This is a genomic window from Bacillus sp. 1NLA3E (genome assembly GCF_000242895.2).
In the GTDB taxonomy this organism is placed as follows: Bacteria; Bacillota; Bacilli; order Bacillales; family Cytobacillaceae; genus Bacillus_BU.
The window spans coordinates 2,846,859-2,868,399 of sequence record NC_021171.1 but is presented as its reverse complement, the minus strand read 5'-3'; the positions used below and the strand labels follow the sequence as shown (position 1 = coordinate 2,868,399).

The following is a 21,541-nucleotide window of genomic DNA, read 5'->3' as shown; positions in this document are numbered from 1 at the left end:
CCGTTATATGAGTAGGATTGATGTAAAGTCAATCTAAAGAGGGTTCAAGGGAAAACCTTGTTCCAACCTGAGGTGGCACCGCGGTTAATTATCGTCCTCTATATACAGAATCAAAGTGTATATAGGGGATTTTTTGCGTTCAATTTTATAAACTTGCACAAAAAAACATATTGTGCAGCTTGGGGGTAATCCAATTGGAAAAATTATTAAATCCATCAAAGGGTTTCATGGAGCAAATAGAAGGCGATATGTTAACACCGATTTCTATCTTTCAAAAACTCAGTGGAAAGAAAAAGTTTCTGCTTGAAAGTTCCTTAAAATATGAAAATTCTGGTAGGTATTCATTCATTGGATCTGATCCTGTTTTGGAAGTTAAAGGGTATGGAGAGGTTAATCACATCATTACAGCAAATGGAGAAGAAGTTGTAAAAGGGAAGGCAATTGACATAATAAAAGATTTGATTCCTCATTATGAGCATTTTGATCAAAGCATTCCTTTTGTTGGTGGGGCAGTTGGTTATGTTAGTTATGACACGATTCGCCAATACGAATATATCGGTTTATTACCGGATGATGAACTGGAGATGCCTGATGTTCATTTGATGTTTTATGAGCAAGTCATCATTTATGATCACCTTGAGCAAAAAGTTTATTTAGTGGCTTCCCCAATCCTTAAAGACACGGATGAGACCAAATTGGTCTTGCTTAATCAAAAACGGAAAGCGGAAATACAGGCTGAATACCATTCTGATGGACCTTCAAAGGTAACGGTGTCTACCTTCCAAGCATCGACCAGTAAGGAAGACTTCGTACGCAATGTAGAAATTGCCAAAGAATATATTTCACAAGGTGATATTTTCCAAGTAGTTTTGTCACAAAGAATGACAGCAAACCTAGAGGGAGATCCATTTTCTTATTACCGAAAGTTAAGAATATCAAATCCTTCACCATATATGTATTTTTTGGATTTTGAAGATTATGTAGTCGCTGGCTCTTCACCTGAAAGCCTTGTAAAAGCGAATCAATCACATGTGATTACGAACCCAATTGCAGGAACGAGACCAAGAGGGAAAAATCCAAACGAGGATTTATCCTTCGAAAAGGAGCTAATCGCCGACGAAAAGGAATTGGCGGAACATCGAATGCTTGTTGATCTGGGGCGAAATGATTTAGGGAAAATCTGCGAGTTTGGTTCTGTTAGAGTTCACAAGTATATGGAAATTGAAAAATATAAGCATGTCATGCACATTGTTTCTGAAGTTGGTGGTGAGCTTTCAGAACAGCATAAGCCGGCAGATGCCTTAATTTCTTGCCTTCCAGCTGGGACGGTCTCGGGAGCCCCGAAAATAAGAGCAATGGAAATTATCAATGAACTTGAGGGCGTGAAAAGAGGGGTATATTCAGGTGCAATTGGTTACTTTTCAGTCAATGGCAATATGGATTTTGCCCTTGCAATCCGTACGATGGTGATAAAAGACGAAAAAGCCCATATTCAAGCAGGTGCAGGAATTGTCTTTGATTCAATTCCAGAAAAGGAATATGAAGAAACGATTCATAAATTAAAAACTTTCTTGGAGGGTCCAGATGATTTTATTAATTGATAACTACGATTCCTTTACTTATAACTTGTATCAATATTTTGGTGAGCTTGGTGAGGAAATCTCTGTTGCTAGAAATGATCGACTAACCATAGACGACATTAACAGGTTAAAACCTGAAGCGATTATCCTATCTCCAGGACCGGGAAGGCCTGAAAATGCAGGGATTTGTGTAGAAGTGATTCAAGCGTTTTATCAAGTGACCCCTATCTTAGGAATTTGCCTCGGTCATCAGGCGATTGGGTATGCCTTTGGAGGATCGATTAAGCGGGCAGAAAATATTATGCATGGAAAGACGTCTAATGTGGAACATACCGGCACCGGGCTATTTGAAGGGTTACCACAACACCTGGAAGTTATGCGTTATCATTCTTTAGTGATTTCACAATCAACGCTCCCTGAAGAGTTAATAAATGTGGGATTCGCAACAAGTGATCATGAAATCATGGCGATTAAGCATTATAAATTTCCTACTTATGGATTACAATTCCACCCTGAATCAGTCGGAACTGTTCATGGGAAAAAGATGTTGGCGAATTTTTTAAAGGTGATCAGAGAGGAGAAAAAACATGAAATTATATCTTGAACAATTATCCGAGCAACGTTCATTATCTGAATTAGAAATGGAGAATGCTGTAAAGCAATTATTTTCGGAAGAAGTTTCTGATAGTGAAATGGCCGCATTTATCATTGGCTTGAAAATGAAAGGCGAAACCGTTGATGAAATCATTGGTTTGGTAAATGTAATGCGAGAATATGCTTTGCCGTTTACAAGTAAATTTCCTAACGTTATCGACAATTGCGGAACTGGGGGAGACGGTTCGAAAAGCTTTAACATTAGCACGACCTCCGCGTTTGTCATGGCGGGTGTTGGAATTCCAGTTGCCAAACATGGAAATCGAAGTATTTCAAGTAAAACGGGCAGTGCGGATGTCCTTGAGAATTTGGGAATTAATTTAAATTTATCTCCTGAGGCGTCACAAGATATTTTAGATAAAATTGGAATATCATTCCTTTTTGCACCTAATGTTCATCCAAAGGTAAAAAGGATCATGAAGGTTCGTAAGGATTTACGGATACCGACTATTTTTAATTTAATCGGCCCATTAACAAACCCTATCAATTTAGATTACCAATTATTAGGGATTTACCGCAGGGATTTACTTGATTTGTTTGCGACAGTCCTTTTAAAGCTAGGTAGAAAACGTGCTGTTGTTTTAAATGGAGCAGGGTTTATGGATGAAGCATCACTTCAAGGAGATAACCATTTGGTCATTGTCGATAATGGTACCATTACGAATAAAATCCTTCATCCGGAAGAAGTCGGGCTTTCCGTTTATAATAATCAGGAAATTGTTGGCGGTGATGCTAAAGTGAATGCAGATATCCTAATGAGAGTTCTAAAAGGAGAAAAAGGTGTCTACCGTGATACGGTATTACTAAATGCTGGAATTGGTATTTACACAGCTCAAAAGGCTGATTCGATTAAACAGGGTATCCATATAGCAAAGGAAAGCATCGACTCTGGTGCAGCACTTTCCAAATTAGAGCAATTGATTGAAATGAGTCAAGGCTTTCATCAAGAGGTGATATAAATGGGAACTATTTTGGATCGAATAATTGATGTAAAGAAAACAGAACTTGATTATCTTCGAGGGTTAGAATTAATCAATGATCCTGACCGAATTAGAAGGTCATTTATTGATAAAATCCGCCAAGCAAATGAAATGAAAATTATTGCTGAATTCAAACGGGCTTCTCCTTCAAAAGGAGATATTAATCCTAATCTAAATCCCCAAGATCAAGCACAATTATATGCCAAATTTGGTGCAGATGCGATTTCAGTTTTAACTGATACAACCTTTTTTAAAGGGTCTTTTGCTGATCTACAAGCTGTTCGAAAAGTGGTGGATTTACCCATTTTATGTAAAGATTTCATGATCGATAAAATTCAAATTGATATAGCCAAACAAGCCGGTGCAGATCTCATTTTGTTAATCGCTGCAGCGTTAGAAGAACAGCAACTAGTAGAGCTTTATCATTATGCAATTTCAAAGAATTTAGAAGTATTGGTTGAAATTCATGATGAAGAGGACCTTAAAAAAGCTAATTCGGCGAAGGCAAGGCTAATTGGGATCAATAATCGGAATTTAAAAACCTTTGAAGTGAATCTGGAAACCTTTGAACATCTTGCACCATTAGTGAAACAGACTGGAGCTTTTATCATTAGTGAAAGTGGTATTAAGTCTGTCTCGGATGTAAATAGAGTTAATCAGGCAGGCGCTAATGGTATTTTAGTAGGTGAAACGTTTATGACTTCAGAAAACCTAAAAGAAACAATACAACAATTAAAGCTACCAACCCGGACGGTGATTTAACTTGAAAGTAAAAATTTGTGGCATTACTGATTTAAATACGGCCCAACATGCTGTATCTTATGGAGCGGACGCAATTGGTTTCGTTTTCGCTGAAAGTAAGCGAAGAATAGAACCTAATTCTGCAGGTGAAATATCTGTACAATTACCACCTAACATCGAAAAAATTGGAGTATTTGTCAATGAAACGAGAGAGCGGATTGAAGAAATTGTTTTAAAGGCAAAATTAACAATGGTTCAGCTGCATGGTGATGAATCCCCGGCATTTTGTAATTCCTTATCTGTTCCGGTCATTAAAGCTTTGAGTATCGAATCTGAAAAAGATCTTGAGGAAATCAATCGGTACTCGTGTGAAATGATTTTATTAGATAGTCCTAAGGGGAAGTATCGAGGCGGAAACGGTACTAGTTTTGATTGGGAGCTCCTTATAGGATCAGACTTACCAAATAAGAAAATCATTCTTGCTGGTGGATTAAATTTAGGAAACGTCGAGCGTGCCATCCAAATCTGTCATCCCTTCATGGTTGATGTAAGTTCAGGAGTCGAAACAGATGGTAGGAAAGATGTTAAGAAAATGAAGGTATTTTTAGAGAAAGTAAAGAATACTTCGAAGATGGAGGAGATCGAAAAATGACAACTTATACATTACCTGATGAAAAGGGACATTTTGGCCAGTACGGTGGCAGATATGTACCTGAAACATTAATGAAGGCTGTTTTAGAATTAGAAAAAGAATATCTAAGTGCGATGAAGGATGAGGATTTCCAAAAACAATTAAATGATCTTTTAACAGATTATGTGGGTAGGGAAACACCACTTTATTATGCGAAAAACTTAACAGAGTATGCAAATGGGGCAAAAATTTATTTAAAAAGAGAAGATTTGAATCATACAGGTGCACATAAAATCAATAATGCACTGGCGCAAGCATTATTGACAGTGCGGATGGGAAAACGGAAAGTAGTAGCCGAAACTGGTGCGGGTCAGCATGGAGTCGCAACAGCAACAGCTTGCGCACTGTTAAATTTGGATTGTATCGTCTTCATGGGTGAAGAAGATATTAAACGTCAAGAACTTAATGTGTTCCGGATGGAACTGCTTGGAGCAAAGGTGGTTAGCGTTACTTCGGGAAGTGCTACCTTAAAGGATGCAGTGAATGAAGCACTACGGTATTGGGTATCCAATGTCGAAGATACGCATTATATTTTAGGTTCTGTTACTGGACCTCATCCATTTCCAATGATTGTTCGCGATTTTCAAAGTGTAATTGGAACAGAAACAAAGGCTCAACATTTGGTGAAAGAAGGGAAATTACCAAACGCTATCGTTGCCTGTATAGGTGGGGGAAGCAACTCTATGGGAATGTTTTATCCGTTTATTAATGATACTGATGTTGAACTTTATGGTGTTGAGGCTGCAGGACTAGGAATTGATACAGATCGTCACGCTGCTTCTCTTACAAAAGGGACTCCTGGAGTGTTACACGGAGCTTTTATGTATTTACTGCAAGATGAGGACGGACAGATTCAAGAGGCTCATTCTATTTCGGCCGGTTTAGACTATCCTGGTGTAGGTCCCGAGCATAGCTATTTAAATGATATCGGAAGAGTTCATTATGAGGCGATTTCCGATGAAGAAGCCTTAGCAGGATTACAGCTTTTATCAAAATTAGAAGGAATCATTCCTGCGCTCGAAAGTGCTCATGCTGTAGCCTATGCCTTAAAACTCGCTCCAAAAATGAGCAAGGAAGAAACCCTTGTAATCTGTCTTTCTGGCAGAGGAGATAAGGATGTTTACGCCATTAAAGCAAGATTAGGGAGGAATTAAAGGACATGAACCGAATTGAAAAGTCGTTTCAAATACTTAAAGAGAAAAATGAAAAGGCCTTTGTTCCTTATATTATGGCTGGAGATGGAGGACTTGAGGCCTTAATAGATCGCCTCGTTTTCCTTGAAAAGAGTGGAGCAACGGCAGTTGAGGTAGGAATTCCATTTTCTGACCCTGTTGCAGATGGACCCACGATCCAACAGGCAGGTATTCGGGCACTTAATCTAGGTACAACCTTAAAAGATGTTTTATTAACCATTGCTGTAGCTCGGAAGCAAGTCCAAATTCCCATTATTCTTATGACCTATATGAATCCAATCGTTGCCTTTGGAGTGCAATCTTTTGCAGAGCAGGCGCACCTTGCAGGAGTGGATGGATGTATTATCCCCGATTTGCCGATTGAGGAAGAAGATATCATTGTTCCGGCTTTAGAAAAATTCGGAGTTGAACTGATTCGTTTAGTCACATTGACAAGTCCTGTAAACCGAATTAAAGCAATTGCCTCAAAAGGAAAGGGTTATATTTATGCAGTGACTGTCACTGGAATCACGGGCGCTAGAAATGGTTTTGATGAAAACTTAGGTGCATTTTTACAAAATGTAAAGGCATTGAGCTCTATTCCAGTGTTAGCGGGTTTTGGTATCTCAACTCCTGAACATGTCAAGGAAGTAAGTCAATATTGTGATGGAGTAATTGTTGGGAGTAAAATCGTCGATCTTTTTGAACAAAATAATTTACAAGAAATTGAGAGACTAATAAAAGCAGTAGGAACAGTGACTGCGTAACTTTTGTTATTTAGAAGGGACTCATTAACCTCTTGATGGGTCCCATTTCTTTGATAAATGTACAAATGTTTTCGGAAATAAGTATTGACAAATCAATAATTATTTCTCAGGAAATCGCAAAACTAGACATTTTTCTCCATGATCGTGTCGATTCTTGTGAATACTATGATTTTTTTGAAAAAAATTGTCGTATTCAGAAGATTTTTTTAGTTTAAATTCTAAAATTGTAAAATCAAGATTATTTCTGGAAAAGTTTCCACCGTGTCTTTTGTTACAGCCTTTCAACCTTTTTACGGATATAATTTATACATAAAAGGCTCAGGGTAAGGAATTAAGCTGGATGTCAAATTCAATTTGATGGATATATTGGGGGAAATGAAACAAATGTATATGTATGAAGCGATTTTGGACATTTTAGCAAAAAATGGCCCTGCGTCCATTTCTTCTATATGTCAGGAAATGAATCAGTTAAATAGCCTTCATCAAAGCGTTGAGAAAACGATTCAGCCATCTCAAGTTAAAACAGCGATTACAAGAAAAAAAGACCTTTTTAAAATGAAGGAAAATGTGGTTTTTATTGATCCTGAAAAGGATATTCAATCGTTATTAGTCAATATATGTTTAGGTTTGGGGCCACAACTTACGTTTAGTGTTGATTTTGTGAAAAATCGATTTGTTTTTTTTGAATGGAATTTAGATTCGACAAAGGTTTCAACAAACAAAATATCACCACCAAAAAATGGTGGTAATCTGGAGATCTTTAAAAAAGATCTTTATCGAATCAGGATTTGGGATTGGGAAGGTGAGTACCATCCCCAAGGAATCGTACTGGATGGTCCGTCCTGGTCGATAAAGCTGGTTACAATGGGAAAAGTATATCAAAGTGAAGGTCATCAACATTTTCCAAAAGATTGGAAGAGTTTGTGCCGTGGGTTATCAAAGTTAACAGGAATAGATCTAAATTAACAGCTACCGGATTACTCCATTAGCTGTTTATTTTTTTCTAGGATGTGTTAAAGCTCATTGTTGATTTTTTGCACAGTGTTGATTGGAGTGGATGGCACGAAGACTCCTGCGGGAGCAAGCGGGACAGGTGAGACCCCACAGGCGCTTAAGCGCCGAGGAGGCTCACCGCCCGCCCCGCGGAAAGCGAGTGCCTGGAACGGAAATCAACATTCTAGCATTCCTGTAGAACGTTATTTTTCGAGTTTGAAAAAAATAGGGCTCCTCAGTAAGATATGAGTAAGACACCACTCAAACTCAACCTTAAGGAGGAACCCTACTTTGAAGTTTAAAATGCAAAACAAACAAAATCAACTAATAGAAAGAATTTCCGTTAAACATCTTGTTGTTGGGATAGATATTGCTCAACAATTACATGTAGCCCGAGCTGTTAATTTCCGCGGAATTGTAGTTGGTGATCCACTTACATTTACTAATAATGAAGAAGGATTTTCTAGTTTATTAAAATGGATTAATAATCTTCAAAGAATAAACAATTTAGATGAATCTATTGTTGGGATGGAACCTACTGGACACTATTGGATTAATCTTTCAAAATGGCTTTTTAAGCATAATATTGAAGTGGTAACGGTAAATCCCTATTTAGTAAAAAGAAATAAAGAAAATCGTGATAATACTCAATCTAAAAGTGATAAAAAAGATGCTTTGGTTATAGCTGATATGGTGAAAAACGGTTACTACTCTGAGGTTAGGCCTACATCTGAGTCATTTGAAAAACTTAGGGTTCTTATGTCTAATCGTGATGTAGTTGTTAAGCGTCTCGTAAGTTCTACTAACCAATTAAATCGGTGGGTAGATATTGTATTTCCCGAACTCCGACAGGTGTTTAAAGATATTACCGCTAAAGGGGCAATTGCAACCCTTCGTCTATTCCCATCCCCTGTAGAATTAGGAACTATGGAGCCCGAGGAAGTAATAATGGGTTGGAAATCAATCATGAAGAGACAACCTGGTTTAAAAAAGGCACTATTACTCATTCAGGTAGCTGGAAAATCAGTTGGAACAAAGCAAGCACTTGATGCTTATAAATTTCATTTGGAACAATTATTAGAGGAATATGATTTAGCTTTAAAACAACTCGAAAGAGTGGAGGAACAAGTTACTGATGCTCTATTAAAGATCCCTTTCGCTTATAAATTACTTGCCATTAAAGGCATTAGTGTAATTTCATTGGCAGGTATTTTAGGTGAGGCAGGAGATTTAAGTGGTTTTTCTCATGGGAATTCTTTGCTTCGCCATGCTGGATTACACTTAGCTGAAGCAAGTTCAGGGAAGTGGAAAGGTCAAATTGTCATCTCTAAGCGAGGAAGGTCTAGACTACGACGTTTCCTATATTTAGCTACAATGAGTCTTGTAGCGAATAATCCGGAATTTAAAGCAATTCACTCCTATAATGTAAAAGTAAAAAAGATGAAGAAAATGAAGTCAATCATGAAATTGATTGGGAAACTTGCGAGGATTTTTGTGGGCATCGCTCGCCGAAATGAGTTCTACTGTCCTGAAAAAGTTAACCACATTATTGTGTTGGCAGCATAGTTACGATAGAACCTTGAACTAAATCTGATTTCTTAAATGTGACACCAAAAATAAATTAGATAACAGAATTGTATAAACCGAATGCTGGCTTATTCGCAGGATAATAAATATGTACGGAGTACCAGATTTGTTAAACAAAAGGGCATAGACCCATTAATCTAGCTTGACTGGCCTCCACCCCTTGGGTAGGCATGACGAAGGAATGAAAGGGCAATTGACCCGTTGAGACATGGGAGGGAAAGCCTCCAGGGGCGGCGTGGAGCATGTACATCACATGGTAAAAATTGGGGTTATTATTTATCCCTTTATTTCACTATGCCTCCACGAGCCAATAATGATCTGAATTCATTCCACTTAACTGTTAATTCAAAATATGGGACTATGAAATCCTGCGAATTAGCGAGCATTCGGGAGAAAATCGCATTAAACTGAGGGAGTTTAACAGAGCCTTTTTCTAAAAAATAGAAATATTAAGCCTCTATCATTGTTTGCATATAGAGAATGAGGAATAATGGAAGAAGATGTTATTTTTTTCAGTTTGTTAGAGGGGGATGTTATGATGGATTTTCTAAAATTGGATTCTATCGAGGATAGAGTTAAACTAATCAATCTAATGAAGGATACGTTTAGAACACGAGGAGGAAAAATGGATGCGGAAGGTCTGTTTCCTTTTGAGAATATAGATGACCTGAAGCGAAGTGGCTACACTATGTTAACTGTTCCTCAAGAACTCGGTGGAAAGGGAATTTCACTTTACGAGATGGTTAGGTTACAAGAAAAGATTGCTGAAGGTGATGGAGCTACAGCCCTTTCAATAGGGTGGCATATGGGAATCATAAAAAATTTAGCAGAAAAGAGACTTTGGACCTCGGAAATGTATTCATGGATTTGTGGAAAAGTTAGACAGGGAGCGCTGATAAATGGTGCTGCGACAGAGCCGCAAACGGGTAGCCCCACTAGAGGTGGTAAACCATTTACGACTGCTAAAGAAAAAAATGGGAAATGGCTTATTAATGGACGGAAAATATTTACTACAATGGCACCAATTCTGGACTTTTTTATTGTAAGCGCAACGATGGAAGATGGTGAAGTTGGTAATTTTCTCATCCAAAGAGATGTCTCAGGGGTAAACATTGAAGAAACATGGGATAGCATTGCCATGCGTGGAACAGGCAGTCATGATTTGGTTTTAGATCATGTAGAAATAGAAAAGGAATATCTAGTTGAGCGATTGCAGTCAGGAAAAAGACAAGCGAACGGCTGGCTTCTTCATATCCCAGCGTGTTATTTGGGTATTGCCTACGCTGCTCGCTCTTATTCGGTAAAATTTGCGAAGGAATATTCTCCATCTAGCATTAGTGGAACCATTAGTGACCTACCCAATGTTCAACAAAAAATTGGTGAGATGGAGTTGATTCTTATGCAGTCTAAGTATTTTCTCTATTCTGTGGCAAAACAATGGGATCAAGCTAGTGAGCAAGATAGACAGAATATGCTGCCACTATTGGGTGCTGTTAAGCATGCTGTTACCAATTCAGCCATCTCAGTAGTGGACCTTGCGATGCGAATAGTTGGTGCCAAAAGCTTGTCGCAACAAAATCCGCTACAGCGATATTATCGAGATGTCAGAGCAGGACTTCACAATCCTCCAATGGATGACATGACCATCAGGTTACTCGCTGAGGAGACCATTCGATCTGTTTGAAGTAGCAATCAAAAATATTATATCTACACCTTTGGGTAGATGAAACGTATGTTGTTCCCCCCCTTTTTTATGGATTGAAATCTTTCCACTATAAAATTTAAAGATATTGGGATACAATAGGAATATTGAGTTTTCATAAATGTGGGGGTAAATACCTTGATTGATATATCGATAGAAGAATTTTTTGAAAAACAAAACGCAGTACCTGTAGACGTTCGCTCTCCAGAGGAATATGAGGAAGGGACCATTCCTGGTGCGATTAACGTTCCTTTATTTAATAATATAGTTCGCAAAGAAATTGGGACAATTTATAAGCAAGTTGGACAAGACCATGCTAAATGGCGTGCAATGGAACTGGTTTCTCCTTATATCCCAACTTTATTATCTCAGATAAAAGAACTGACCAAGAACGGATTAGTACCCGTTCTTTTCTGTTGGAGAGGTGGAATGCGAAGCAGAGCGGTCGCAACGTTCCTTGAATTCTCGGGTATTCCTGTATACCGGATCGAAGGTGGGTTTAGAGCATATCGTCAATATATTCTTGAGCAAATCCCTTCGATTATTCCAAATAAAGCAGTTGTTCTACATGGTATGACTGGTGTCGGGAAAACTGATATTTTAATAAAATTACAAGAGCAAGGTTATCCTGTTTTAGATTTAGAGGGCATAGCTGCACATAAGGGATCGATTTTTGGAGCAATGGGAAACTCTGGTGGTGGGAATAATCAAAAAACCTTTGATGCTTTGCTATTTTCAAGGTTAATGGAGTTAAAAGAATCGTCCTTTTTGATTGTTGAAGCCGAAAGTAAAAGAATAGGGAAAGTAACTCAACCACAAGAACTACTAGATAAAAAAATAGGTGGGTTACAAATTTACATTCATGCTTCCATAGCATCCCGCGTTGAACGAATTTATCGTGAATATGTAGAACCATACTATTTGGAACAGTGGTTTTACGATCAGGTTAAAGAAAAAATGTCGGTGATTCAAAAAAGAATAAAAGACCTGACAATAAGGGCTGCGATTATCGAAGAATTAGAGAATCGAAATTATAAACAATTTATTAAACTCCTGCTGGAATATTATTATGATCCTCGCTATACTCATAAGTTGTTTGAATATGGTGAAGAATTCATTCACATTAATACTGATAATCAAGCAGAAGTGATAAATGAAATTGCTACGATAATTGATCAGTCATTTTCCAAACTGCATCCATAAATAAAAAAAAGCCAGGCAAATGCCTGGTTTTTATTATTCTTTTTCGGCTGAATGAAGATGAAGTGGAGGAGGAATAAGCCAGCCTTTGTCCTTATTTAATCGTAAGAATTTTGCACCGAGCAGTAGTTTGGCGGTGAGAAATTGACCAAACATCAAGGCAACATCCTCACGAATGGATTGTCCAATTATTTGACTGCAAGCAATCAATCCTTGGGCAATATCTTTTGATATAGAAGCGCTAATTTCTGGATCATTAAACCTTGCTCCAACCGGAATACTTTCTAAATCAGCCTGTGGACGTTCAGGTGGAGAAGGTGGCAGTCCAACACCATTTACCTTTAGTAATTCCTCTGTTTGTTCAATCTCTTGTTTTAGCCCCTGGATAGCTTCGCTTATTAATCTTTTAAGGTCACCATCACCAGTATGGTTTGAAAATGTCTGGTATCCGGCTACCATCCCTTTTGCAGCTAATAAATAACCCCATGCTCCAAAAACCTCACCGTAATGAAGAGGTTCATTTTGTGGATTTCCACTTAAAATTCCCATAAGTACACTCCCAATGTTTAGTTTTTGCAACTTTTTTCACCCTTTTGGATTTTTTAAGATGCTTCCTTACTTTTTGATTAAAGCATAAAATTTATTCAACTTTTAAATAGATATTAGGATTTTAATGTCCGATTTCTACCTGTTGCTCCAACTGATTTATCCGTGTTTTCTTGACTGTTATAATCAGATTTATTAAAACCTGCCCTTTTACTTCCTCCAAGATAACTTGATTGGTGCTTTTTTTGTTCCTTGGAAAATTCCTCAAAGTTTTCATTAACCATTTGTTTCACCCCTTAATTGGAATATCGAAACTTTTTCTTAGCATCTTGTTAACACCGATTTTTTATACAAATAACGAACAATTCAATCGAGAAGAATGATTAGTTAGCATGAAAGGGTGTGTCTTTGGAAAACTAACTTTAACGTGATGGAAAGGGGTGCGAATAATGCTTACTTCAGAACAACTATCCAATTTTCGAGACCAATTAAATAATGAGAAGAAAGACCTTCTTGTTAGGTTTGAGCAAAACGATCATTTTGGGCTTGAAAGAGGTCATGCACATGAGTCAGTGGGTGAGTTATCAAGCTATGACAACCATCCTGGTGATGAAGGAACCGAATTATACGAACGTGAAAAAGATATCGCCCTAAATGAGCATGAGGAAATTCATTTGGGGAATATTGACAAGGCGTTGGCGGCAATTGAACATGGAACATATGGGATCTGTGAAGTTTGCGGGGCGGAAATTCCCTATGAACGTCTTGAAGTTCTCCCAACAACAACCTATTGTATCGAGCATAGTCCAGACCAGTTTGTTTCTCACAAACGTCCAGTTGAAGAAGGGGTACTAATGCCTCCATTTGGTAAATTTGATTTTGATGAGAAAGATGAGTCAGTTGCCTATGATGCAGAGGATGCCTGGCAGGAAGTGGCGGAGTTTGGTACATCTGAGACTCCTTCTGACTTTGCTTATCCAAATGATCGTTATGAAAATAGTTACAATGAAGCGGATGAAAACATTGGCTATGTTGAGGATTTTGAAAATTTTGTTGGCAATGATATGTATGGGAATAACATCAAAGTTTACCCTAATGAGCAGCATGAGCATTATGAAGATGCTTTAGATGAAGAAGGAATCATGACAACATTTGGAGATTTGCCCGCTGTTGAACACGAACCATATACAGAGGATGCTATGAAAAAGGAAAAAAATAAAAACAGCCGAGAATAGGCTGTTTTTATTTTTCTAAAAGCTAATCATTCTTTAATACTGTAAAATATCTTGCTTCTGGATGTGCGAAAACCATTGCTGAAACAGAAGCTTCTGGTTCCATCATACAACCCTCTGTTAAATGGACTCCAATATCTTCTGGATGTAACAGGGAGAATAACTTTTTCTGGTCCTCGAGTTCGGGACAAGCAGGATATCCAAACGAGAAACGTTGTCCTTGATAGCGAGCAGAAAAACGATCTTTCATTGTAAAATCAACTGGATCAGGGAAGCCCCAACGATCCCGCATCTGGCGGTGAATGAGTTCTGCTAAACCTTCTGCCGTCTCTAAAGCCAATGCCTGAAGTGCGTGGCATTCCAAAAATCTTCCTTGTTCTTTTAGAGTATCAGCTACTTCACGAATACCTGGACCAGCAGTAACAGTGAAAAAGCCAACATAATCTGTCATTCCACTATCTGCTGTCTTAACATAATCAGCAAGACAAAGAAATGGTGAGTTGTTTTGACGCGGGAAATCAAACTCTTCCACAACTTTTTGTTGTTGATTTGGATCGATAATAGCAATTTTATTTTCTTCTGCCTGAGCCGGGAAGAATTGGTAAACGGCTGCTGGTTTGATCCAGTCATTCTTTTTTGCTTCCTCTATCAATTGATTTACCATTTCATTTAGCTTTACAGCCTTTTCGTCACCTGCTGCTAACAGCTTTTCAATATTTCCCTTTACCCCTAGATGATGACCAATAAGCATCTGCTTGTTAATATACGGTTCAATATGAGCAAGGGTATAAGTTTTAACAATATGTCGATTTGTATCTTTAGGAATAAAAACAGGTACATCTGTTTTTACAGTTGAAGCCACTCTTACAGCAGTCGCGACATTACTTGTATTTACAATAGCCGGTTGTTGATTTAGTACGCTTAGTTTCGCATCTTTTTCGAGAACAAGTTTCTCAAATTCTTCAGGAGTTTGAAGTTGATTGGCCAAGTCTAAACCATTCATAGCATCTTTAGCATATAATACAAGCCCGTCATACTCCTTGGAGATCTTTGTATCTGTGAATTTCCGAGATAGTGCAGCTCCACCAACTAAGATTGGAATATCAATTCCTGATTGTTTCATGTCGTGAGCCGTTAGCACCATTTGTTGTGCGGATTTGACTAATAGTCCTGATAAACCAACCATATCCGGAACTTCTCTTTTGATTGCTGTAACAAGGTCAGCTGGTGAGACCTTTATTCCAAGGTCGATCACTTCATAGCCATTGTTACTTAAAATAATATCCACGAGATTCTTACCAATGTCGTGAACATCACCTTTTACAGTTGCGAGAATGATTTTTCCTTTTGAACTAGTTGTATTATCTTTTTCCATATAAGGCTCAAGGAAGGAAACAGCTGCTTTCATCACTTCGGCGCTTTGTAAAACCTCTGCAACAATTAATTGATTACCGTTAAAAAGGCGCCCAACCTCTTTCATTCCATCCATTAGCGGTCCGTTAATGATATCAAGAGGAGCAGGATAGATAGTTAGGGCTTCCTCGATATCAGGAATCAAGCCTTCTTTTGTTCCTTCAACAATATAGTAGCTAAGACGTTCTGACAGCGACATTGTGGGAACAGTTTGCTTACTTTCCTTCTTTTTACCACGGTATAATTCGGTAAAGGTTGCCAATGTTTCATCGGTGGTATCAAATAAGAGCTTCTCAGCAAGCTCGATTTCTTCTTTGGAAATAGACGCAAACCGCTCAAGCTTTTCCGTATTGACAATGGCGTAGTCCAGTCCAGCTTGAGTACAGTGGTAAAGGAAAACGGAATTCAAAATTTCTCGACCAACATTAGGTAAGCCAAAAGAAACATTGCTGATTCCCAAAATGGTTTGAGTTTTTGGTAAGGCTTCCTTAATCAATCTAATACCTTCAACTGTTGCTTTAGCTGAACCTATATATTGTTCATCTCCAGTCCCGACCGGAAAAACAAGTGGATCAAAAATAATATCCTGGGGCTGAATTTTATACTTGTTTACGAGTAAATCATAGGAACGTTTTGCAATCTCAAGTTTTCTATCGGCGGTTACACCCATGCCGACTTCATCGATTGTTCCTACTACAACTGCTGCTCCGTAACGATGGATTAAAGGAGCAATCGCTTGAAAACGTTCTTCGCCATCTTCAAGGTTAATCGAGTTTATGATTGCTTTTCCCTGAGAATAGGTCAGTGATTTCTCAATGACAGCATCATCTGTTGAGTCTATAACAAGTGGGACTTTTATTTTTTTAACCACTTCTTTAATAAAGTTCTCCATGTCCTCAACTTCATCTCGATCTGGATCGGCAAGGCAGAGATCAATAACATGTGCGCCGCCTTTTACCTGTGCTCGAGCAATCTCAGCAGCTTCTTCAAATTTTCCTTCACCAATCAAACGTTTGAATTTTCGAGAACCAATCACGTTCGTCCGTTCGCCTACCATAATTGGACGTAAGGTTGGATCATCATATATAAAAGCTTCAATTCCTGAGACCATATGAACTGAATTCTCTGGAATCAGTCGCGGTTTATAATCTATCATAGTATCGGAAAGGGCTTTAATATGGGCTGGAGTTGTTCCGCAACAACCTCCGACTATATTTAACCATCCTTCAGAGGCAAAACCGGCCAGCTTTTTAGCTAAACTATCAGGCGTTTCGTGATAGTGACCTTCCTCATCAGGCAACCCCGCATTTGGATAGCAGATAACTGAGGTTGAGGCAATATTTGCCAATGAACGAATATGGTCCTGCATAAATTCAGGGCCGGTCGCACAATTTAGCCCAACAGCAACAGGGTTCATATGTTGAACCGAAATGTAGAAAGCTTCAATTGATTGACCTGCAAGAGTTGTGCCCATGGGTTCGATTGTACCAGAAATGATTAAGGGTAATTTTTTTCCTGTTTTTTCGAAGGCGCGTTGGATCCCAAAGAAGCCTGCTTTTACATTTAATAAATCTTGGCTTGTTTCTAGTAATAATAAATCAACTTTTCCGTCAATTAAGCCAATAGCTTGTTCTTCATAACTTTCAGCAAGTACGGAAAAAGTGGTACCACCAGTTACACTTAAAGTTTTTGTAGTTGGTCCCATTGAGCCAGCAACAAAACGTGGCTTTTCAGGAGTTGAGACCTTGTCAGCCGCTCGTCGTGCGATAAGTCCAGCCGCTTTGTTTATTTCATAGGCTAGATGTGATAGCTGGTATTCTTCTAAAACAATACCAGTGGCACCAAAGCTATTGGTTTCAATAATGTCAGCGCCAGCTTGTAAATATTCTAAATGGATCTCTTCGATTACGTTAGGAACTGTAAGATTCAAATTTTCATTACAGCCATCGTATTGATCACCACCAAAATCCTCTGCGGTCAGATTTGCTTGTTGAAGCATGGTTCCCATTGCGCCGTCCATAATAAGAATTCGTTTCTTTAATTCATTATTGAATGATGCTCTGGACATTTGATTTCCCCCTTGTTAATTGTGCAATTCTCTTGTTGGTGTAATCTGCTAACTCCACAGTAAGTTCATAGCGTAGAAATGGAGTAATAAAATATATCCCATTAAAAAGCTCTATTGCTGTATCTACTAAAGCCTTAGTGATCGCTAAACCCTCCCGAGTTGCTTGGTTTGGATCATCCTTATACTTTGCCATCTGTTCGCGGATGGAGTCGGATATCTTAATACCAGGTACTTCATGATGTAAAAATTCTGTATTTTTATAGCTTGTTAACGGCATTAAGCCGATATAGATTGGTACTTTGATATGCCTAGTAGCTTCATAAACCTCCAAGAGTTTTTCTTCTGAAAAAACCGGCTGGGTAATAAAATAGTCAGCACCGTGAGCAATTTTCTTTTCCATTCGTAAAACGGCCTTTTCTAATGACCTTACATTAGGATTAAATGCTGAGGCAACAGAAAAGGATGTTTTTTGGCCGAGATCTTTCCCAGAACTTGATAAACCTTCGTTTAATTGTTTAATCATTGAAATTAATTCAAATGATGAAACATCATATACTGATGACGCGCCAGGAAAATCACCAACTCTGGCGGGATCTCCAGTAATAGCCAATACATCATTTAACCCAAGGGTGTGAAGACCCATTAAATGGGATTGCAGTCCGATAATATTTCGGTCACGACATGTAATATGGATTAATGGCCTTAGTCCTATTTGTGTTTTTACTAAATGTCCAATGGCTGAGTTGGAAATCCTTGGCGAAGCCAGAGAGTTGTCTGCTAGGGTAATGGCGTCAATTCCAACTTCCTTTAATGCCTTTGCTCCAGCAAAAAAACGGGTTGTGTCTAGTTTTCTTGGCGAGTCTAACTCGACAAGAATGGAAGGTCGCTCTTTTACAATGTCCTGCAAAGGTGGAGCATCTCTTTTGGATGTTACTGGTTTGATGGCGATAGGCTGTTGTTTCGGTTTATTCGTTTTTTGGGTAATTGGAGCAACGTTCCGTAGCTCTTCAGAAAAAGCCCGGATATGTTCTGGTGTTGTTCCACAACAACCTCCTAACAACCTGACTCCTTGATCCCTAAACAACATCGCCGATTTCCTGAAGTATTCGGCATCACCCTCATAATGAAATACTCCATCGGTATAGGTCGGCAAACTTGCATTTGGATAAGCAGATAAATAGGAATGTTTAGGGAGTGGTACCTCTTCTAAGGCCTTAAGCATATGATGAGGTCCAAGACGACAATTTAGACCTATGACATCTGCACCAAGGTCTTCGAGTCGGCCTAATGCTTCTGAAATAGGTGTATGATCCTGCATGAAACCTACCTCTTGCATTGAAAGCTGAGCAATGATTGGAAGCTCGGTCTCACGTCTTGCTATATTTAATACAGTTTCTATTTCTTCTCTATCATAATATGTCTCTAGTAAAATGCCATCAACACCTTCTACTAGCAAACAAAACAGTTGCTCACGAAAGCTTCTTTTTATTTCCTCGATATGAACGCTGTGAGGCTTAATTCCACGATTACCGCCTATTGTACCAAGGATATAAGATTTACCGCCAGTTGCTTGCTTAGCAACTCGAATGGCTGCGGTGTTGATTTCTTTTACTAATTCTTCAAGTCCGTATCGAGCGAGTTTTAAATAATTTGCGGCATAAGTATTCGTTTGGATTATATCGGCGCCTGCATCAATATAGGCCTGATGGATTGAAGTAATCTGCTCCGGGCGAGAAAGATTCAACTCTTCTAAACAAATATCTTTCCCATACGAATATAACAGGGTTCCCATCGCACCGTCACCAATAAGGATCTGATTTTCTAGCTTGGTAAGGAAACTCATTTCTTCACCTCAACAAGATTATGAGCATAATCATATAAGGCAGATTTGAAATCAGCTATTAAGTCATCTGGATTTTCCAGTCCAACTGATAGTCGTAGCAAGGTATTACTAATGCCTCTTTGTAATCTCTCACTTTCAGGCATAGAAGCATGAGACATTTTTGCAGGGTAGGATAGAATCGATTCGACAGCCCCTAAACTTACAGCGAAAACTGGTATCTTTACTTTTGAGATAAAGGAACGTAATATTTCTTCATTTTTTAACTCGAATGAGAACACAGCTCCAGCACTAAGTGCTTGCTTTTGTTGAATATCATATTGTGGGTGGTCGATTAGCCCGGGATAGTACACCTTCTCAACTAAAGGATGTGTTTGTAAAAATGCAGCAATTTTTGCGGCAGATTTAACAGAGTGTTCTAAGCGGACATGAAGGGTCTTTAATCCTCTAAGGACAAGCCATGCATCTTGAACTCCTAATATTGCCCCAAAGGCATTCTGTAAGTAACCAAGCCTTTTAGCAAGTTCCTCATCTTTAACAACAGCTAACCCAGCAACAACATCACTGTGCCCTGAAAGGAATTTAGTGGCGCTATGTAGGACGATATCGGCCCCAAGATCTAGCGGACGTTGTAATGCAGGAGTAAGAAATGTGTTGTCAACAAAAGTTAGGGCTCCATTTTGTTTTGCTAACTCACTAATGGCTTTGATATCAGTCACTTTTAACAATGGATTGGAAGGCGTCTCCACATAAAAAAGTTTTGTATTTGGTTGGATCGCCTGTTTTACTTTCTCAAGGTTCGTCATATCCACGAAGGTATGCTCAATACCAAAACGGGTTAAGACTTCGGTTACCATACGGAATGTTCCACCATAAACATCTTCTGTGATAACGACATGATCATCTTGTGATAAAAGGAGGAAGGCAGTCGAAATAGCTGCCATGCCAGATGAAAAGGCGAATCCCCGAGTACCTCCTTCTAATTCTGCAATCACTTCCTCTAACGCTTCCCTTGTTGGATTTAGACTGCGGCTGTAATCATATTTTCCAAACTGATCAACATCAAACTGATGAAACGTAGAGGCGTGTTGGATTGGGACACTCACCGCACCTGTTGTTGGATCAATTTTATGGCTATTGTGAAGTAATCGTGTTTCAAATGAATAAGTGTTCTCTTCCATTAAACTTCTACCTCCGTTTTTGCATTCTTTAATGCATAGCTTAAGTCTTCAATAATATCTTCTGAGTCCTCTAAACCAACTGAAAAACGTAATAACCTATTACAGACACCCGTTTCTAACCTAATGTGTTCAGGAATGTCAGCATGTGTTTGAGTTGCTGGATATGTAATGAAACTCTCAACTCCACCTAGGCTTTCTGCAAAGGATATTAGCCTCATGTTCTGTAAAAATGGATTTACCCATGATTCATCTTTAATTCGGAAGGAGACCATTCCTCCTTTTCCAGGGTACAAGACATCCACGATATCCTCATGTGCTGTTAAGAATTGGACGATTTCTTTTGCATTTTTTTCATGTCGGTCCATCCGAAGGGATAGTGTTTTCATGCCCCTCATTAATAGCCATGAGTCAAATGGACTCAACACAGCGCCAGTAGCATTATGAAATAGAGAGAGGGATTCACATAGTTCTTTCCCTCTTGCCACAATCAAACCTGCGAGGACATCATTATGCCCTCCAAGATATTTCGTAGCACTATGGATGACAATATCAGCTCCTAAATTAAGCGGCTTTTGAAGAAGTGGTGTAAAGAACGTGTTATCAACGATCAATAATATCCCATATTCTTTCGCAAGTGCTGCAACGGCACTAATGTCTGTTTGTTCCATTAAAGGATTTGTTGGGGTTTCAAGAAAAATCGCTTTTGTCTTGGGAGAAATGTGTTTGGATATATCTTCAGGGTCTTTGGTATTAACATAATGACATGTTAATCCCCATTTTTTAAAACCCTGCTCTAATAGGCGATAGGTCCCGCCATATAAGTCTTTGGAAACAATCCATTCGTCTCCTGCCTGAAAAATGGAAAGGATGGTTAGGATGGCGGCCATTCCTGAACTACAAGCATAGCCATGGTCGCCATTTTCTAAGTTTGCTATTGCTTGCTCGAGGATTTGACGAGTTGGATTTCCAGTACGGATATAGTCAAAACCTGTTGATTGTCCAATTCCTTCATGTCGGTATGCTGTTGAAAAATAGACCGGGGGATTCACTGTTCCCGTTGTTTGTTCACTCCGATTACCAATTTGCGCTAGTACTGTATCAATTTTGTACATGGCCGCCACTCCTTCGTAGAAAAAATAAAAAAAAGCCCTCTTGTAAGAAGAAGACTTTAGTGTTTAATGAAAAATCAGCCGT

General features: G+C 38.7%; 18 protein-coding genes and 1 other annotated feature (1 of these 19 running past the window's edge). Of the genes, 12 read left to right on the top strand and 6 right to left on the bottom strand.

What is annotated here, in order from left to right; genetic code table 11:
* Positions 1 to 102, top strand: a binding site (T-box leader); it begins 138 nt to the left of the window's first position.
* Positions 103 to 227: 125 nt separating this feature from the next.
* The 11 genes from trpE to mnmH all read left to right on the top strand — a co-directional run bounded on the left by trpE (position 228) and on the right by mnmH (position 12,070).
* The gene (gene trpE / locus B1NLA3E_RS13550; protein WP_041581102.1) at positions 228 to 1,601 is read left to right on the top strand and encodes an anthranilate synthase component I; all 1,374 of its coding nucleotides are present in this window, start codon (positions 228 to 230) and stop codon (positions 1,599 to 1,601) included.
* The gene (locus B1NLA3E_RS13545; protein WP_015594401.1) at positions 1,585 to 2,184 is read left to right on the top strand and encodes an anthranilate synthase component II; all 600 of its coding nucleotides are present in this window, start codon (positions 1,585 to 1,587) and stop codon (positions 2,182 to 2,184) included. Before trpE ends, B1NLA3E_RS13545 begins: the two co-directional genes overlap by 17 nt.
* The gene (gene trpD / locus B1NLA3E_RS13540; RefSeq protein ID WP_015594400.1) at positions 2,168 to 3,193 is read left to right on the top strand and encodes an anthranilate phosphoribosyltransferase; all 1,026 of its coding nucleotides are present in this window, start codon (positions 2,168 to 2,170) and stop codon (positions 3,191 to 3,193) included. The genes B1NLA3E_RS13545 and trpD overlap by 17 nt, the downstream gene beginning before the upstream one ends.
* Entirely contained in the window at positions 3,194 to 3,976 is a 783-nt protein-coding gene (gene trpC / locus B1NLA3E_RS13535; protein WP_015594399.1) for an indole-3-glycerol phosphate synthase TrpC, read from the top strand.
* A 1-nt stretch (position 3,977) separates the two neighbouring features.
* A complete protein-coding gene (locus tag B1NLA3E_RS13530) occupies positions 3,978 to 4,607 on the top strand; it encodes a phosphoribosylanthranilate isomerase (protein ID WP_015594398.1) in 630 nt (209 codons plus the stop codon).
* On the top strand, positions 4,604 to 5,800 hold the full coding sequence (gene trpB, locus B1NLA3E_RS13525) for a tryptophan synthase subunit beta (RefSeq protein WP_015594397.1): 1,197 nt from the start codon (positions 4,604 to 4,606) through the stop codon (positions 5,798 to 5,800). The genes B1NLA3E_RS13530 and trpB overlap by 4 nt, the downstream gene beginning before the upstream one ends.
* A 5-nt stretch (positions 5,801 to 5,805) precedes the next feature.
* Complete coding sequence (gene trpA, locus B1NLA3E_RS13520) at positions 5,806 to 6,585, top strand: tryptophan synthase subunit alpha (protein ID WP_015594396.1); 780 nt, start codon at positions 5,806 to 5,808, stop codon at positions 6,583 to 6,585.
* 375 nt (positions 6,586 to 6,960) lie between these two features.
* Positions 6,961 to 7,551: a hypothetical protein gene (locus B1NLA3E_RS13515; protein ID WP_144061482.1), complete on the top strand. Its 591-nt coding sequence runs from the start codon at positions 6,961 to 6,963 to the stop codon at positions 7,549 to 7,551.
* 318 nt (positions 7,552 to 7,869) lie between these two features.
* Entirely contained in the window at positions 7,870 to 9,144 is a 1,275-nt protein-coding gene (locus tag B1NLA3E_RS13505) for an IS110 family transposase (protein ID WP_015592437.1), read from the top strand.
* Positions 9,145 to 9,703: 559 nt separating this feature from the next.
* A complete protein-coding gene (locus tag B1NLA3E_RS13500; protein ID WP_041581101.1) occupies positions 9,704 to 10,849 on the top strand; it encodes an acyl-CoA dehydrogenase family protein in 1,146 nt (381 codons plus the stop codon).
* 156 nt (positions 10,850 to 11,005) lie between these two features.
* Entirely contained in the window at positions 11,006 to 12,070 is a 1,065-nt protein-coding gene (gene mnmH / locus B1NLA3E_RS13495; protein WP_041580527.1) for a tRNA 2-selenouridine(34) synthase MnmH, read from the top strand.
* Positions 12,071 to 12,103: 33 nt separating this feature from the next.
* Here mnmH and B1NLA3E_RS13490 read toward each other — a convergent pair whose 3' ends face one another.
* Both B1NLA3E_RS13490 and B1NLA3E_RS25345 read right to left on the bottom strand, forming a co-directional pair.
* Entirely contained in the window at positions 12,104 to 12,616 is a 513-nt protein-coding gene (locus B1NLA3E_RS13490) for a DUF3231 family protein (RefSeq protein ID WP_015594392.1), read from the bottom strand.
* A gap of 113 nt (positions 12,617 to 12,729) precedes the next feature.
* Positions 12,730 to 12,897 carry a hypothetical protein gene (locus B1NLA3E_RS25345; protein WP_187292106.1) on the bottom strand — a complete coding sequence of 56 codons (168 nt, stop codon included), beginning with the start codon at positions 12,895 to 12,897 and terminating at the stop codon, positions 12,730 to 12,732.
* A gap of 165 nt (positions 12,898 to 13,062) precedes the next feature.
* Here B1NLA3E_RS25345 and B1NLA3E_RS13485 point away from each other — a divergent pair, with 165 nt between their 5' ends.
* The gene (locus tag B1NLA3E_RS13485; protein WP_015594391.1) at positions 13,063 to 13,848 is read left to right on the top strand and encodes a yteA family sporulation protein; all 786 of its coding nucleotides are present in this window, start codon (positions 13,063 to 13,065) and stop codon (positions 13,846 to 13,848) included.
* Positions 13,849 to 13,870: 22 nt separating this feature from the next.
* Here B1NLA3E_RS13485 and metH read toward each other — a convergent pair whose 3' ends face one another.
* From metH to B1NLA3E_RS13465, 4 genes are read right to left on the bottom strand one after another with little or no spacing between them, the layout of a single operon-like run.
* Positions 13,871 to 17,326 (bottom strand): methionine synthase, encoded by a 3,456-nt coding sequence (gene metH, locus B1NLA3E_RS13480; RefSeq protein WP_015594390.1) that lies wholly within the window; start codon positions 17,324 to 17,326, stop codon positions 13,871 to 13,873.
* The gene (locus B1NLA3E_RS13475; RefSeq protein WP_015594389.1) at positions 17,304 to 19,169 is read right to left on the bottom strand and encodes a bifunctional homocysteine S-methyltransferase/methylenetetrahydrofolate reductase; all 1,866 of its coding nucleotides are present in this window, start codon (positions 19,167 to 19,169) and stop codon (positions 17,304 to 17,306) included. Before B1NLA3E_RS13475 ends, metH begins: the two co-directional genes overlap by 23 nt.
* Positions 19,166 to 20,347 (bottom strand): cystathionine beta-lyase, encoded by a 1,182-nt coding sequence (metC, locus tag B1NLA3E_RS13470; RefSeq protein WP_015594388.1) that lies wholly within the window; start codon positions 20,345 to 20,347, stop codon positions 19,166 to 19,168. Before metC ends, B1NLA3E_RS13475 begins: the two co-directional genes overlap by 4 nt.
* Positions 20,347 to 21,459, bottom strand: coding sequence for a methionine biosynthesis PLP-dependent protein (locus tag B1NLA3E_RS13465; RefSeq protein ID WP_015594387.1), 1,113 nt, complete (start codon positions 21,457 to 21,459; stop codon positions 20,347 to 20,349). The genes metC and B1NLA3E_RS13465 overlap by 1 nt, the downstream gene beginning before the upstream one ends.
* Positions 21,460 to 21,541 lie beyond the last annotated feature (82 nt).

Bases quoted from the DNA above. Each gene is read 5' to 3' on its own strand.
- trpE (WP_041581102.1), top strand. From the start codon at position 228: ATGGAGCAAATAGAAGGCGATATGTTAACACCGATTTCTATCTTTCAA.
- B1NLA3E_RS13545 (WP_015594401.1), top strand. From the start codon at position 1,585: ATGATTTTATTAATTGATAACTACGATTCCTTTACTTATAACTTGTAT.
- trpD (WP_015594400.1), top strand. From the start codon at position 2,168: ATGAAATTATATCTTGAACAATTATCCGAGCAACGTTCATTATCTGAA.
- trpC (WP_015594399.1), top strand. From the start codon at position 3,194: ATGGGAACTATTTTGGATCGAATAATTGATGTAAAGAAAACAGAACTT.
- trpB (WP_015594397.1), top strand. From the start codon at position 4,604: ATGACAACTTATACATTACCTGATGAAAAGGGACATTTTGGCCAGTAC.
- trpA (WP_015594396.1), top strand. From the start codon at position 5,806: ATGAACCGAATTGAAAAGTCGTTTCAAATACTTAAAGAGAAAAATGAA.
- B1NLA3E_RS13515 (WP_144061482.1), top strand. From the start codon at position 6,961: ATGAAACAAATGTATATGTATGAAGCGATTTTGGACATTTTAGCAAAA.
- B1NLA3E_RS13500 (WP_041581101.1), top strand. From the start codon at position 9,704: ATGGATTTTCTAAAATTGGATTCTATCGAGGATAGAGTTAAACTAATC.
- B1NLA3E_RS13490 (WP_015594392.1), bottom strand. From the start codon at position 12,616: ATGGGAATTTTAAGTGGAAATCCACAAAATGAACCTCTTCATTACGGT.
- B1NLA3E_RS25345 (WP_187292106.1), bottom strand. From the start codon at position 12,897: ATGGTTAATGAAAACTTTGAGGAATTTTCCAAGGAACAAAAAAAGCAC.
- B1NLA3E_RS13485 (WP_015594391.1), top strand. From the start codon at position 13,063: ATGCTTACTTCAGAACAACTATCCAATTTTCGAGACCAATTAAATAAT.
- metH (WP_015594390.1), bottom strand. From the start codon at position 17,326: ATGTCCAGAGCATCATTCAATAATGAATTAAAGAAACGAATTCTTATT.
- B1NLA3E_RS13475 (WP_015594389.1), bottom strand. From the start codon at position 19,169: ATGAGTTTCCTTACCAAGCTAGAAAATCAGATCCTTATTGGTGACGGT.
- metC (WP_015594388.1), bottom strand. From the start codon at position 20,347: ATGGAAGAGAACACTTATTCATTTGAAACACGATTACTTCACAATAGC.
- B1NLA3E_RS13465 (WP_015594387.1), bottom strand. From the start codon at position 21,459: ATGTACAAAATTGATACAGTACTAGCGCAAATTGGTAATCGGAGTGAA.